This is a genomic window from Shinella sp. WSD5-1 (genome assembly GCF_963942435.1).
In the GTDB taxonomy this organism is placed as follows: domain Bacteria; phylum Pseudomonadota; class Alphaproteobacteria; order Rhizobiales; family Rhizobiaceae; genus Shinella; species Shinella yambaruensis.
This window is the reverse complement of record NZ_OZ012596.1, coordinates 2,259,071-2,272,158: the sequence shown is the minus strand read 5'-3', so window position 1 is coordinate 2,272,158 and position 13,088 is coordinate 2,259,071. Positions and strand designations below refer to the sequence as shown.

The 13,088-nt window shown below is 63.3% G+C and carries 13 protein-coding genes; 12 read left to right on the top strand and 1 reads right to left on the bottom strand.

Features of this window, described 5'->3' with window-relative positions; translation table 11 throughout:
- The first annotated feature begins 1 nt into the window (after position 1).
- From AABQ55_RS11125 to AABQ55_RS11110, 4 genes are all read left to right on the top strand, one after another.
- Positions 2–1,168 carry a glycosyltransferase family 4 protein gene (locus AABQ55_RS11125; RefSeq protein WP_272805058.1) on the top strand — a complete coding sequence of 389 codons (1,167 nt, stop codon included), beginning with the start codon at positions 2–4 and terminating at the stop codon, positions 1,166–1,168.
- A 78-nt stretch (positions 1,169–1,246) separates the two neighbouring features.
- A complete protein-coding gene (locus AABQ55_RS11120; protein ID WP_272805057.1) occupies positions 1,247–2,806 on the top strand; it encodes an undecaprenyl-phosphate glucose phosphotransferase in 1,560 nt (519 codons plus the stop codon).
- On the top strand, positions 2,803–4,038 hold the full coding sequence (locus AABQ55_RS11115; RefSeq protein WP_272805056.1) for an O-antigen ligase family protein: 1,236 nt from the start codon (positions 2,803–2,805) through the stop codon (positions 4,036–4,038). The genes AABQ55_RS11120 and AABQ55_RS11115 overlap by 4 nt, the downstream gene beginning before the upstream one ends.
- Before the next feature lie 7 nt (positions 4,039–4,045).
- Positions 4,046–5,206, top strand: coding sequence for a glycosyltransferase (locus tag AABQ55_RS11110; protein ID WP_272805055.1), 1,161 nt, complete (start codon positions 4,046–4,048; stop codon positions 5,204–5,206).
- A gap of 70 nt (positions 5,207–5,276) precedes the next feature.
- On the opposite strand, the gene AABQ55_RS11105 is transcribed toward AABQ55_RS11110, so the two are convergent.
- Positions 5,277–5,528: a GlsB/YeaQ/YmgE family stress response membrane protein gene (locus tag AABQ55_RS11105; RefSeq protein WP_244765882.1), complete on the bottom strand. Its 252-nt coding sequence runs from the start codon at positions 5,526–5,528 to the stop codon at positions 5,277–5,279.
- Between the two features lie 311 nt (positions 5,529–5,839).
- On the opposite strand from AABQ55_RS11105, the gene AABQ55_RS11100 reads away from it, so the two are divergent.
- From AABQ55_RS11100 to AABQ55_RS11065, 8 genes are all read left to right on the top strand, one after another.
- Positions 5,840–7,081, top strand: coding sequence for a tyrosine-type recombinase/integrase (locus AABQ55_RS11100; protein ID WP_272805054.1), 1,242 nt, complete (start codon positions 5,840–5,842; stop codon positions 7,079–7,081).
- A complete protein-coding gene (locus AABQ55_RS11095) occupies positions 7,081–7,581 on the top strand; it encodes a hypothetical protein (RefSeq protein ID WP_272805053.1) in 501 nt (166 codons plus the stop codon). Before AABQ55_RS11100 ends, AABQ55_RS11095 begins: the two co-directional genes overlap by 1 nt.
- A gap of 67 nt (positions 7,582–7,648) precedes the next feature.
- Complete coding sequence (locus tag AABQ55_RS11090; RefSeq protein ID WP_244765885.1) at positions 7,649–7,852, top strand: helix-turn-helix transcriptional regulator; 204 nt, start codon at positions 7,649–7,651, stop codon at positions 7,850–7,852.
- A complete protein-coding gene (locus tag AABQ55_RS11085) occupies positions 7,849–8,133 on the top strand; it encodes a hypothetical protein (RefSeq protein WP_272805052.1) in 285 nt (94 codons plus the stop codon). Before AABQ55_RS11090 ends, AABQ55_RS11085 begins: the two co-directional genes overlap by 4 nt.
- The gene (locus tag AABQ55_RS11080) at positions 8,130–9,050 is read left to right on the top strand and encodes a hypothetical protein (protein WP_272805051.1); all 921 of its coding nucleotides are present in this window, start codon (positions 8,130–8,132) and stop codon (positions 9,048–9,050) included. The genes AABQ55_RS11085 and AABQ55_RS11080 overlap by 4 nt, the downstream gene beginning before the upstream one ends.
- A 119-nt stretch (positions 9,051–9,169) precedes the next feature.
- Positions 9,170–11,380, top strand: a complete 2,211-nt coding sequence (locus AABQ55_RS11075; protein WP_272807434.1) for a bifunctional DNA primase/polymerase — start codon at positions 9,170–9,172, stop codon at positions 11,378–11,380.
- Between the two features lie 268 nt (positions 11,381–11,648).
- Positions 11,649–11,840, top strand: coding sequence for a hypothetical protein (locus tag AABQ55_RS11070; protein WP_272805050.1), 192 nt, complete (start codon positions 11,649–11,651; stop codon positions 11,838–11,840).
- On the top strand, positions 11,837–12,949 hold the full coding sequence (locus tag AABQ55_RS11065; protein WP_272805049.1) for a hypothetical protein: 1,113 nt from the start codon (positions 11,837–11,839) through the stop codon (positions 12,947–12,949). Before AABQ55_RS11070 ends, AABQ55_RS11065 begins: the two co-directional genes overlap by 4 nt.
- Positions 12,950–13,088: the final 139 nt, after the last annotated feature.

The window sequence follows — 13,088 nt, the reverse complement described above, 5'->3', positions numbered from 1 at the left end:
GATGGCGGACGATGGGCCTCTGCGCATCATTCACTGCTTCCGCTCACCCATCGGGGGAATCTTCCGCCATGTGCGCGATCTTGCCGAGTTCCACGCGAAGGCGGGCCACGACGTCGGCATCGTCTGCGACAGTCTCACCGGCAGTTCCTATGAGGATGGCCTCTTCGATGAAATCCGCCCCTATCTCTCGCTCGGCCTCGTGCGCCTGCCGATCAGCCGGTCGGTCAGCCCGCGCGACGTCGGCGCTTTCTGGAGCAGCTATCACGAGATAAGAAGTTTGCAGCCGGATGTCCTGCACGGGCACGGCGCCAAGGGCGGCGCCATTGCCCGGCTCATCGGCTCAGCCCTGCGGGTCAACAGGTATCGCGTAGCCCGCCTCTATTCGCCGCATGGCGGCAGCCTGCACTACGATCGCCGCACCGCGACGGGCATGGCGATCCTGACCGCCGAGCGCCTGCTGGAAAGGCGCGGCGATGCGCTCGTCTTCGTCTGCGACTACGAGCGCGAGGCCTACGCCGCCCGCGTCGGCCGGCCGCGCGTCAGGGCCGAACGCATCTACAACGGCATCCACGACCGCGACTTCGCACCCGTCTATTCCCGCGAGGATGCCGTCGATTTCCTCTATATCGGCATGCTGCGCGACCTGAAGGGACCGGATGTCTTCGTCGAGGCCTTCGCCCGTACGGAACGCCGGATCGGCCGTCCGCTTTCCGCCCTGATGATCGGCGACGGGCCGGACAAGGCGAAATACGAGGACATGATGCTGCGCATGGGCCTTGGCCGGCGCATCGGCATGCTGCCCGCCATGAAGGCGCACGACGCCTTCGCGCTGACGCGCAACGTCATCGTGCCCTCGCGCGCCGAGGCCATGCCCTATATCGTGCTGGAGGCGCTCGCCGCGCGAAAGCCGGTCATCGCGACCCGCGTCGGCGGCATTCCGGAAGTGCTCGGCCGAAAGAGCATCGCCCTGACGGAACCGGGCGATCCCGACGGGCTCGCCGCCCTGATGGCCCAGGCGATCACCGACGAAGACTGGCCGCGCAAGGTGATGCCGGAGCCGGCCGGCTTCAAGGCGGCCTTCTCCGCCTCCGTCATGTCCAACGCCCTGCTCGACCTGTATCGCGACATCCTTGTCCGGCAGGCTGGAGGAAATCGGCACAGCACCTGACGCTACGGCAGCGACAACGTAAACGTTTCTTAGGGGCTTCGTGCTATTTCCAGGACGAAGCCCCCACAGGTGCGTGCCATGAACCATGTCGACAAACCCGTCTCCTTCGATCCGGATGCGCTGAGGCGCAAGGTGTCCGAAATATCGGTCGCCGCACCCGGCGAAACCCAGGATGCCGGCAAGACCGTCGACCTTAATCCGCTCGCCCGCAGGATCGCCACGCAATTCAGCGTCGACACCTATTCCCCGAGCATGATCATCGGCCTCCTGCGCCTTCTCGAATTCGGCGCGCTGCTGGCGCTCGGCTACAGCATCCACGCGCTCTATGTCAGCAGCATGGGCCTGCCCTTCCTCTACCTCCTCGTCATCGTCGGCGGGGCGGCGATCGGCGTCCTGATCCTTCAGCTCGCCGATGCCTATCAGGTTCCGGCCTTGCGCTCGCCCTGGCGCATGACGCCGCGCATCCTCGCCGCCTGGGCGCTCGCCTTCGGCGCGATGGCGCTCATCGTCTTCTTCTTCAAGTCCGGCGAGCACTATTCCCGCGTCTGGTTCGCCTCCTGGTTCGCGGCGGGCGCGCTCTACCTCGTCATCGAGCGGCAGGTGATCGCCTATTCGATCCGCCGCTGGGCGCGCAACGGCACCATGGAACGCCGCGCCGTCATCGTCGGCGGCGGCGAGCCGGCCAAGGAGCTCATCCGCGCGCTCGAGCACCAGCCGGAGAACGACATCCGCATCTGCGGCATCTTCGACGACCGCGACGAGCGCCGCTCGCCCGCGATCATCGCCGGCTACCCGAAGCTCGGCAATGTCGCCGAGCTCGTCGAGTTCGCGCGCCTCGCCCGCATCGACATGCTGATCATCTCGCTGCCGCTCTCGGCCGAGGCGCGCATCCTCGCGCTGCTCAAGAAGCTCTGGGTGCTGCCGGTCGACATCCGCCTTGCCGCCCATTCCAAGGGCCTGCGCTTCCGTCCGCGCAGCTATTCGCAGGTCGGCAGCCTGCCGATGCTCGACATCTTCGACAAGCCGATCGCCGACTGGGACAATGTCGCCAAGCGCCTCTTCGACGTCTTCTTCAGCGTCGTCGCGATCCTCCTGCTCTGGCCGGTGATGCTCGGCGCCGCCATCGCGGTCAAGCTCTCCTCGCCGGGTCCCGTCATCTTCAAGCAGAAGCGCCACGGCTTCAACAACGAGATCATCGAGGTCTACAAGTTCCGCTCGATGTACACACATCTCGCTGACCCGACGGCAAAGGCCGCCGTGACGAAGGGCGACCCGCGCGTCACCCGCGTCGGCCGGTTCCTGCGCAAATCCTCGATCGACGAGCTGCCGCAGTTCTTCAACGTCCTGAGGGGCGACCTCTCCCTCGTCGGCCCGCGCCCGCACGCCATCCAGGCGCAGTCGAACGACCGCAAATATGTCGATGTCATCGAAAGCTACTTCGCCCGCCACCGGGTAAAGCCCGGCGTGACCGGCTGGGCGCAGATCAACGGCTGGCGCGGCGAGATCGACCATGACGACAAGATCCGCTTCCGCACGGAATTCGACCTCTACTACATCGAGAACTGGTCGCTCTGGCTGGACCTGAAGATCCTCGTCCTGACGCCCTTCCGCCTGCTCAACACGGAAAACGCCTATTGAGCGACGCGGCCCTCCCCCATGCCGCGCCGTTCCGGCCGCAGCTGGCGGCCCTCGGCGTCGTCGGCTCGCTGCTGGTGGCGGTCGGGGTGTTCCTGTCCGGCTTCGTCATCAGCGAACCGGCGCCCTATGAGCTCTTCATGGCCGGCCTCATCGGCCTGTGGGCGATCGTGGGCCTGCGCATCTCGCGGGGCATCGCCCCGCTGCTCGTGCTGCTCGTCCTGTTCAATATCGGCGGCATGCTCTCGCTGACGGTGCTGGACGACCTCTCGGCCGGGCCGATGTACATTGCCGTCTCGCTGTTCCTGGCGCTCTCCAGCGTCTTCTTCGCCGCCATCGTCGAGGCGAGGCCGGCGCGGCTGGAGCTGATCTTCCGCGCCTGGGTGGCCGGGGCGCTCATCACCGCCTCGCTCGGCATCCTCGGTTATTTCCACGCCTTTCCCGGCGCCGAGGTCTTCACGCTCTACGACCGCGCCAAGGGCGCCTTCCAGGACCCGAACGTCTTCGGCCCCTTCCTCGTCGGCCCCTCGCTCTACCTGCTGTACGGCCTGCTCTCCGGCCGCATCCTCGGCGCGCCGCTCAAGGTCGCCGGCGTGCTGGTCCTGGCGCTCGGCATCTTCCTCTCCTTCTCGCGCGCCGCCTGGGGGCTCTATCTCGTCTGCGTCGTGGCGCTCGTCTTCGTCATGCTGCTGAAGGAGCGCACCGGGGCGTTCCGCCTGAAGATCCTCATCCTCAGCCTCTCGGCCGCCGGCCTGATGGTCGTGGCGCTCGTCGTCGCGCTGCAATTCGACAAGGTGGCGAACCTCTTCTCCAGCCGCACCCAGCTCGTGCAGGACTATGACGGCGGCCATCTCGGCCGCTTCGAGCGCCACCGCATCGGCTTCCTCATGGCGATGGAGAAGCCGCTCGGCATCGGCCCGATGGAATTCAGCAAGATGTTTCCAGAGGACGAGCACAATATCTGGCTGAAATCGCTGACCACCTACGGCTGGCTCGGTTTCCTCTCCTATCTCGCCCTGATCCTCTGGACGCTTTCCGCCGGCTTCAAGGCGCTTCTGCGCAACCGGCCGTGGCAACCCTTCCTGATGATCTCCTACATCACCATCGTCGGCCACACCGCGATCGGCTTCGTCATCGACACGGATCACTGGCGGCATTTCTACCTGCTGCTCGGGATCGTCTGGGGATGCCTTGCCCTCGAGAAGCGCCACAACCGGCAGATCGCCCCGGACTGACCCTACCATGAGCAGAAAACAGGACAGGGCCCTGCGCCAGATGCGCCTCCTGGAGGTGCTGGAGACCGGCGGCGGCGGATCCGGCCGGCACTTCATCGACCTGTGCCGCGGCCTCACGGCCCGCGGCCATGCCGTGCACGCCATCTATTCGCCGCTGCGGGCGGAAGCGCGCTTCGTCGAGGAACTGCAGGCACTCGGTCTTGCCGGCCTGCACGCCGTCGCCATGACACGTGCGCCCGGCCCGTCCGATGTCGGCGCCTGGCGCGCGATCCGCGCCGTCATGCGCGGCGCCGGCCCCTTCGACATCATCCATGCCCACAGCTCGAAGGCCGGTGCGCTGGCGCGCCTGCGCCTGCCCGGCCGCCACATCCCGCGGGTCTACACGCCGCACGCCTTCTACACCATGGATCCCGGCCTCGGCGCGCTCGGCCGCACGGTCTACGGCGCGATCGAGAAGCTGCTCGCCCGCGCCCTCACCGATCGCGTCATCTGCGTCTCGGCCGACGAATATGCCCATGCCCGCGCGCTCGGCATGCCGCGCGAAAAGCTGTCGATCGTCGTCAACGGCGTTAAAACGCCGCCCGCCGATTCCCGGGCCTCCGTGCGGCAGGCGCTCGGCATCCCCATGGAGGCGCTGCTCTTCGGCTTCGTCGGCCGGCTCTGCCGCCAGAAGGCGCCGGAGCGCCTGGTGGCGGCCTTCGCGCAGGTCGCCGAACGCGTGCCGCACGCCCATCTCCTGGTGATCGGCAGCGGCGACATGGAGGCGGAGGTGCGCCGGCAGGTCGAAGCGAGCGGCCAGGGCGCGCGCATCCACCTCACCACGGGCTTTACCGGCGTGGAGGCGATGGCGGCCATCGACGTGCTCACCATGCCGAGCCGCTACGAGGCCATGTCCTATGTGATGCTGGAGGGCGCCGCCGCCGGCAGGCCGCTGATCCTTACCGATGTCGGCGGTGTTTCCATGGTGCTGAAGGACGGCGAGAACGGGATTCTGGTGGAAAACGATGACGATCCGACGCGCCTCGCCGAGGCCATGCTGCGCCTCAGCGATCCCGGTCACCTCGCCCGCAACACCGCCGCCGCCCTCACCCGCGCCCGCAGCCCCGACTACAGCCTCGACCGCATGGTCTGTGAAACGGAAGCGATCTACCGCGGCCTGATCGCCTGAAGTAAAAGACCGCCGCTCTTTCGGAACGGCGGTCTTCGATGATGAACCGTCTTCTCTCCAGCGCGGCGTGTTAACGCCTGATCGCCCGCGCCAGCGCGATGAGAATGCAGGCACCGATGAAGCCCGCGATCAGATAGCCGATCCAGCCGCCGAGCGAGACGCCGATCAGGCCGAGCAAGAGGTTCGCCACCGCCGCCCCGACGATGCCGAGCACGATGTTCATCAGCACGCCCATATTGCTCTTCATGAACATTTCGGCGAGCCAGCCCGCAATACCGCCGATGATGATGGCCGCAATCCAGCCGACACCTGCATCTTCCATTTCCGTCTCCTCACGCTGCCGATATCACCGGCAAACGAGGCCGGCCGTGGAAAACGCAGGCGAAGCCACAAGGTTCCCGTCGGAACCAGGCATAGTGTCGAAAATAAAAGGAAAAATGGTCGGAATGGCGGGATTCGAACCCACGACCCCTTGACCCCCAGTCTTATTGAGCACGTTTTATAGCCATTCCACTGGTTGGACGCAACGGCTGTATCATCTCATTTTCCAACGTTATCTAACCTATGCCCGCTTGACTGATTTCGCTTCCCTTCTACTATGCTGGCTATATTCTGGCTACAAATCGAGGCGAGATGGCTACAATCAAGATCAGCGCAGCGACGGTCACCGAGGTGATGGCATCAGCGCGTCCGAACAAAACCACCTTTTATTTCGATGCTGACCTTGCCGGGTTTGGTTTCTATCGGACGACGACAGGAACCGGCACGTTCTTTGTTGAATATAGGCCCATCGCGGGCGGTGCCAAGAAGCGGCTTAAGCTCGGTCGTGTGGGCGCGCTCAAAGCGAACGAGGCCAGGGAGGCGGCTCGTAAGGCAATTGCGCATGCCGGCCTCGGTAAGGATCTGGCGCGAGGCCGGGCCGATGAGCGCGCCAGCCTGACCGTGAAAGAACTGGTGCAGAAGTACGTCGACGAGTTCGTCGAACCGAACAAGAAAAAGGCGTCGACGGATTTCTATAAGATATCGCTGAAGAAATACGTGGGGCCGCATTTGGGCACCCAAAAGGCGGTGGCCCTAGCCCGCGTCGATGTGCAGCGAGCTCACGCATCCATGACCAAGGAAGCCCGGATCGCAGCCAACCGGGCGATAAAGCTCTTGTCTGCTGCCTACGGCTGGGGAGCAAAGAATGGCTATGTCCCCGAGGGCTTCAATCCCGCCTCCGGCATCGACCTCAACAAGGAAGAAGGTCGAGAACGGTTCCTGTCGACGGATGAGATGAAGCGCCTTGGCGAAGCGCTCCGGGAAGCCGAAACAATCGGATTTCCTGTGAACGCCGGGGATGCGAAGCACGCGCCCAAGGGCCAACGCATAACATTCCACCCGTCGGTAACAGGTGCGATCCGCCTGATCATGCTAACCGGCTGCCGTCTGCGCGAAATCCTTCATCTCCGTTGGGACGAGGTCGATTCGGAGCGAGGTCTGCTATTCCTTCCAGACAGCAAAACCGGCCGAAAGACTGTCGTGCTTTCGACTGCGGCCCTTGCTGTCCTCAAGGAAATGCCGCGAGTCGGAATCTATGTTGTGGCAGGGGCGAGCGCAGGTGAAGAAGACGAGAAGCCCCGCGCCGACCTGAAAAAGCCGTGGAGCGCGGTGACGAAGCGCGCGGGTCTCGACGGCCTTCGGATTCATGATTTGAGGCACAGTTTTGCCTCGGTCGGTGCGTGGTCTGGCCTCGGCCTTCCGGTCATAGGATCGCTGCTCGGCCACGCCGATGTGAGTACGACCCAGAAATACGCGCACATTGCTGACGACGCCGCGCGCCGCGCAGCCGACGCAATCGCGGGACAGATCGCCGTGGCACTGGAGGGGAAGTGATGGCAGACGATGAAGAAGACCACCTCCCCGCCTGGGCAGAGGTTCTGGGTCGCGGCCCCATCCCGGTATCGGAACATACGGACGAAACCAAACTGGCCGAAGAGATGGCCGAGCGGCTGGATGCCCTCCTCCGATCGCACAATGGACTCGAGCCCACCGCAGATGGCTGGCGCCAGTTGGCGCTCGAGTTGGCGCTGAAGTACGAGCCGCTGTTCAAGATTGAGACACCGGAAGATCGTGAAAGCCTCGGCGGCCGCCCCGTCGGTATGGGTAACTTTATTCTTCGGTCACGGATGAAGGCCGAGATGCGAAAGGGTAAAACTCAGGCTGAAGCAGCGCGGACGATCGCAAAGGAATCGAAAGGGAAAATCACATTCAAAACAGCAAATAGCGCATTATCGCGCAACGCGCCCGCACCGGATTTCATGCGCCGGTGGCCGTACGAATGGAAAGCTGATCGTGCGATAAGGGCAGCAGCCAAAAAACTGTCCCAAGAATGATGGCCTATTCTTGGGACACCTGAACAGCCATCTTCCTCCATGCAACCACAAACATGGAGGGAATTGCATGGCGAATCTTAGGGTAAAGCAAGCCGCCGCATATGTCGGCGTCTCTAAATCGTACCTCGACAAAGCGCGGTGCTATGGCGGTGGACCGACCTTCGTCAAGCTCGGCACGACGGTCATCTACCGCAGCGAAGACCTTGACGCATGGGTCGCCGCGAACCGGCAGCCGGCCAATGACAACGGCAAACTGCGAGGTGCAGCATGACCGACATCGCAGCACCGGAAATGACAGCGGAACGCCGCGCCGCCATAGTCGCAGCAATGGCCGCAATGAGCGCCGACGACGGCCTTGATGCCGACGACGTCCATAACCTGGCTAAACTCGCAACGGACAGCCTGAACCGTTTCCGCGGTGAACTTGCCGAGCGTTTCGGCGGAGCCTCTTACGATTTCACGAGGGTGGTGCCTGACGATCTGCGATTCAGGCTTTCAGAGATCTCGGACCTTGTGACGGAAATTGAAGACATGGCGAGGGCGGCAGCATGACACAGCTCGCATCCAACTCCCTCTCCGTATCCGCCGAAGCCGTCCGCGAGCTTGTCGACGCATCCGACACGCTCGCCAGCCAATCTATCGAGAAAGCGCTCGAGGCCGGTCTTCTCCTCATCGCCGCCAAAGCCGAGTGCAAGCATGGCCAGTGGCTGCCCTTCCTGAAGCGGGCCGGTGTCGGCGAGCGGAAGGCGCAGCGGCTGATGAAGCTTTCGGCGTCCGGTTTGAATCCGTCCGCGGTGACGGGTTTCGGAGGTATTCGTGGGGCGCTGGAATTTCTGGCGATGCGCGACAAAGCGGTCGAGACCATGAGGGGCAGCGGCGTCGAGGGTGCTATCGACCTTCGCCGACTCCGCTCCGCTATCAGGCAGGTCGACCAGATCGTGATGCGTTTCGGTGACGACGCGGCGAAGCAGGTCATCCGCGAAGTTGATCCGAAAGACGCCTTCCTCGATGCCATCGAGGGTCGCGGCCTTCCGAAACCCGGCAGGCATCTCGAGATCACGGCCAAGGCCGGCGACCGCGTCGTCGCTATCGGCGTCTGCTGGCCATCGGTCGATCACGCCGGCTTCTACTACTGCGCTACGATGCAGCATCCATCTGCCCCAGACGAGGACGCTACCGCGCCCGTGACCTGGACAAAGCGCCCCGTTCGTGGGGAGCCCATGGCGCTTGACGGCGTTCTGCATGAACCGGTCTGGGATTTCTTCGCAACTCATATGGGCGCGCCCGCATCTCTCTGGGAGTTTGACGACAACGGGATGCTGCCGGAAATTCTGGCCGACCGTCTGGACCTGCCGTTCCTCGTCGCCGAGTCGGAAGCGGCAAAGCCGTGGCGTGACGCCGACTCTGCTGCAACCGCCGACCTGTTGGAAAGCGCAGGTATCGTGCCGCCGTATCCGGCGGCGGCGTAACCCTCCAATCCACCCATCCTGAAACTGTTCCCCGGCCGAGGCGCGGCGCGGGGTCGGAAAAACGCGAGGTTTTTTCTTTGGCACCACTACCAAAACTGACGACGAACGCCGTGTTGGCGATGCGGCAGACCCTGCTGGCCAACGGCTATTGGCCTATCCCCGTTCGTGGAAAGGTCCCGCATGGATTCAATGGGTGGTCGCAATGCCGCGCGACTGCCGAGAATATCATCGAATGGGAGACGACCCATCCCGAGAATCGCAATACGAGCATTCTGACCGGCGATGTAGTCGCGATCGACGTCGACGTACTCCGCCCGGACTTGGCGGCGGCCGTTGTCGAGATGGTTCGCGAGCTGCCCGGCGGCGCGCAGGCTCCGATGCGGATCGGCAAGGCGCCGAAAGCAATGTTCCTATTCAGGACGGACGAGCCGCGGGAGAAGCTGGCGTCGTCATGGTTCAAGATCGACGGCGTTGACCAGCGCATTGAGGTTATGGGCGTCGGTCAACAGGTGGTGGTCGACGGCATCCATCCCGACACCCAGTTGCCATACGTATGGGACCGCGACCTGCCGCCGCTTTCCGACTTGCCGCTGTTAGACTGGCCATCACTGGAAGCAATGATGGCCGACGTCGAGCGGCTGCTCGAGCCTCACGGAAAGAAGAAACCGGCGCCAGTGAAACGGCAAGCGGCCAATGACAACACCGCAGACAACTTCGGCCGCCGCGTCAACCAGGCGGCGCTGGACGATCTCGACGCCTGGGTCCCCGCCCTTGGTCTGCCGAACACCCGTCGCCATGGCGGAGGATATCGTGCCGTCTGTGCATGGCGCGGCGTTAAGAACGCCAACCTCTCTTTCCATCCAGAAGGGATTACCGACTGGGGGTCGGGCGAGACACATACGGCGATCGACGTTGCGCAGAAGGCCGGAAAGGGCGACGGCTTCGCCAGCGCTGCGGAATGGCTCTGCAGCCGCCTCGGCCGAAAAAAAGAAGATCTCGGGTGGGTCGACAACGGGGCCGCTCTGCTGCCACCTGCCGGTGTTGTGAGTGCCCTTGTCGCCAAGAAGGCGAAGCCCCTCGACCTATCGAATCCGTTCACCGCGGAAGCTGCTGGTGGCATCATGGGGAACCTCACGGATTGGATTATCGCCACTTCCCGGCGCAAGTCGCCGGAGTTCGCGGTCATGGCCGCCATCGCGTTCATGTCTGCAATGTACGGACGTCGTGTCGTGGGGCCGACGGGATGCGGCGTGAACCTGTACCTTGCAGGTATCGCCGGCCCGGGGTTTGGTAAGGAGGCGCCGTTGCAGCGGCTGGTTCGTGCCCTCCACGACACCGATATGGCCTTCCTGGTCGGCGCTGGTGAGGTCTCCAGCGCCAGCGCAATCGAAAAGATCCTCCGTCGCAAGCCGGCCGTGGTGATGCCGTGGGACGAAATCGGCGACGTGTTCGAAGCCATCAATGCCCGCGGTCCGGGGAACTGGGCATCCACGATCCGCAAGGCGATGCTCGAACTGTATTCAAAATCAGTGGGAGTCTGGTTCGGAAAGGAGACGACCGACGAAGAACGGCTAGGCACTCCGATCTACTGCCCGTCGCTGACCGTGATCGGAACGTCGACACCCACGCGCTTCTACGGAGGGCTGTCCGAAAAGAATCTGGCCGATGGTCTGGTAGCGCGCATGATCTTTATCGCACCCACAAAAAGACCGGAGCGAGCTCGTCATACAGATGCCGACCTGAAGCTGCCGGCGGACATCGTCGCGAAGGTGAAGGCCGAGCAAGCTGCATTCCCCTGGCCGGCGGCAAGCTCTGGCGGAAATTGGCGATTGCCGGAGAAGGAGCCGGACCTCATCGAGGTTCCGTGGGGTAACGAAAAAGCGGAAGAGGCTTGGCTGGCTATCGAGGATTGGCAGGAAGATGAAATCGAACGCGACGAAACGCGGGACGGCATCGTCGGACGGTTCGCGGAGAATGCCGTTCGTCTCGCCACGCTCCGCGCCCTATCCCGCACCGCGAGAGGAGCAGCCGTCACCGTGGAAGACGTAGCCTGGGCTCGTGCCGTGATGATGGATTCGATCCGCGCCGTGGATGTCGGTGTCGAGAAGTTCATGGTCTCGAGCAAGTTCGATGAGATTTGTCAGGCGATCTTATCAGCCTTGCGAGGCGCCAAGGGCGGCGAGATGTATCGGGCCGAGTTGCTGAAGCGCCGTGGCGTGCGGGGGGCCGAGAACCGGATGTTCGACGATGCCGTGAAGCGCCTGCAGGAGACAGGAGATATCGAGCGAACCGACGGAAAGAAGCTCGTTCTCACACCGGCCGGCAGGTAGCGCAGGACTTGCCAAAACTCTTGCACTTGCCACGAGGTGGTACAGATTATGGAACTTTTTTTGTACCACCTCGTGGCAAATGGCAAGAGTTTGGCAAGTGGAAGACCATAGGTAAGTGTATGATATATATAAATATATCTACTCTCTCTTGCCATTTGCCACACTTGCCACAACTCTTCGATTTTCATTTCGTGTCCGTAACTTCTCCCGGACACCCTTGGGCGTGGCAATTTTGGCAAGTTGGCAAATCGAAGAAAAGGAGACCCGAATGATCGATCCAGAAACCATCGAAGAAATTGACGATTGTGATGGCGAATCCGTCCGCGCGTTCGGATTTGACAACGACACCGGCAGGTACTCGTGGGCGTGGGTTCCGCTCGAATACGTCGCCGAATGCGGCCGGTCCGATATCATCGATCGGTTGTTTCCGCGGTATGATGAGGACGAGGAAGCAGCGTGATCACGATCAACGGCACAAAGTTCGCATCCAGCGCCACCCATGCCGGCGAACCGTGGCGAGGCTGGCCGGTCTCGAAGACCCTTCAGCCCTACCGCCCCAAACCGGCCAACGACAACAGGCCTGAGCGCTTCCGCGGCGGCTATCCGGCGCTGTCCTGGCTCGCCGAGGAGAACCCCGAAGCCGTGGTGGCCATCGCCACCATCATGGGCGATTTCCGGCCGATCTATCGGAACAAGGACGATCGGGATGACGACCTGGACAGCAGCGACGATCGCATGCGCATCCATCCGGATCCAGACGACCTCGTGGAAGCCGCTAATGACGGGCGGGCTATCCTCCCCAAGGGCAGGCTCGCGCCACGCACCGGCGCATTGCGGTCCGGCTTCCCGGCAGCGGAGAAACAGTACCGCGTCGGTGGCACCCGCTACCGCCTCGGCCGCGCCGTGTTCAACGTGGACTCCTCAGAGGCGCAGCAGGGCCTGCTAACGTACTGGCTCGACAAGAAGGGCGTCGTACAGCTTCCGCGCGAGGAGCCCTCGCAGCGGAAGGGCGGCCGGGTGCCGATCTGCTGGCAGGTCGAGCGATATATGCGCTCTTGGAACGATCGTCCGCGCAACGATCGCGATGCGGCAATGGAAAAGCTGTACGACTCCGAGTGCCTGGCGTTCCACCTTCGTCGCCGCGGCACGCCGATGCCAGCACAAGTGTACGGCAAGGCCGGTCATTCCCGCGTTGAGATCCCGGAAGAGAAGGCGGCACTGCGCGCCTGGCTCGCCGATCAGACGGCCGGCCACGCTGTCACTCGCCTTCCGGATGGCGTTGCCCGATCCACAACATGGTTCGGGCGTGTCGGTGGAGGCAAGCAAGGCTTGTCGGTTCCGGAAATCTGGCGTGAACCGGAAGCTGCTCCGGACCTGCCGGATGACGTCGCGTTGACAATCGAGACCATGCTCGCGCGCGGTGACCTGACCGACGTCGCCGAAGCGCACAAGGTCGAGACAACGCGGCCGGATCGTGCGGGCAAGCGTCTGGTTCGCGCCGCCGGAAAGGCAGCCTTGGCCCTGATGCCGGCCAACGACAACAAAAAATCGAGAAAAGTTGCGGCGTAGAGTCCATTTCGTGGCGCGCCGTTCGCTTTCCATATGAAGAGATAGTTTCCCCATTCGCGGTTTCTCAGACAGGCCGCGAACTCCTGGCCCGCCTCTGTGCGGGCCTCATTTATTCGGCTGCCTTGCGGCAGTCGCGACG

Excerpts from the sequence above, each read along its gene's own strand:
- AABQ55_RS11125 (WP_272805058.1), top strand. The coding sequence starts at position 2 with ATGGCGGACGATGGGCCTCTGCGCATCATTCACTGCTTCCGCTCACCC.
- AABQ55_RS11120 (WP_272805057.1), top strand. The coding sequence starts at position 1,247 with ATGAACCATGTCGACAAACCCGTCTCCTTCGATCCGGATGCGCTGAGG.
- AABQ55_RS11110 (WP_272805055.1), top strand. The coding sequence starts at position 4,046 with ATGAGCAGAAAACAGGACAGGGCCCTGCGCCAGATGCGCCTCCTGGAG.
- AABQ55_RS11105 (WP_244765882.1), bottom strand. The coding sequence starts at position 5,528 with ATGGAAGATGCAGGTGTCGGCTGGATTGCGGCCATCATCATCGGCGGT.
- AABQ55_RS11100 (WP_272805054.1), top strand. The coding sequence starts at position 5,840 with ATGGCTACAATCAAGATCAGCGCAGCGACGGTCACCGAGGTGATGGCA.
- AABQ55_RS11095 (WP_272805053.1), top strand. The coding sequence starts at position 7,081 with ATGGCAGACGATGAAGAAGACCACCTCCCCGCCTGGGCAGAGGTTCTG.
- AABQ55_RS11090 (WP_244765885.1), top strand. The coding sequence starts at position 7,649 with ATGGCGAATCTTAGGGTAAAGCAAGCCGCCGCATATGTCGGCGTCTCT.
- AABQ55_RS11085 (WP_272805052.1), top strand. The coding sequence starts at position 7,849 with ATGACCGACATCGCAGCACCGGAAATGACAGCGGAACGCCGCGCCGCC.
- AABQ55_RS11080 (WP_272805051.1), top strand. The coding sequence starts at position 8,130 with ATGACACAGCTCGCATCCAACTCCCTCTCCGTATCCGCCGAAGCCGTC.
- AABQ55_RS11075 (WP_272807434.1), top strand. The coding sequence starts at position 9,170 with ATGCGGCAGACCCTGCTGGCCAACGGCTATTGGCCTATCCCCGTTCGT.
- AABQ55_RS11070 (WP_272805050.1), top strand. The coding sequence starts at position 11,649 with ATGATCGATCCAGAAACCATCGAAGAAATTGACGATTGTGATGGCGAA.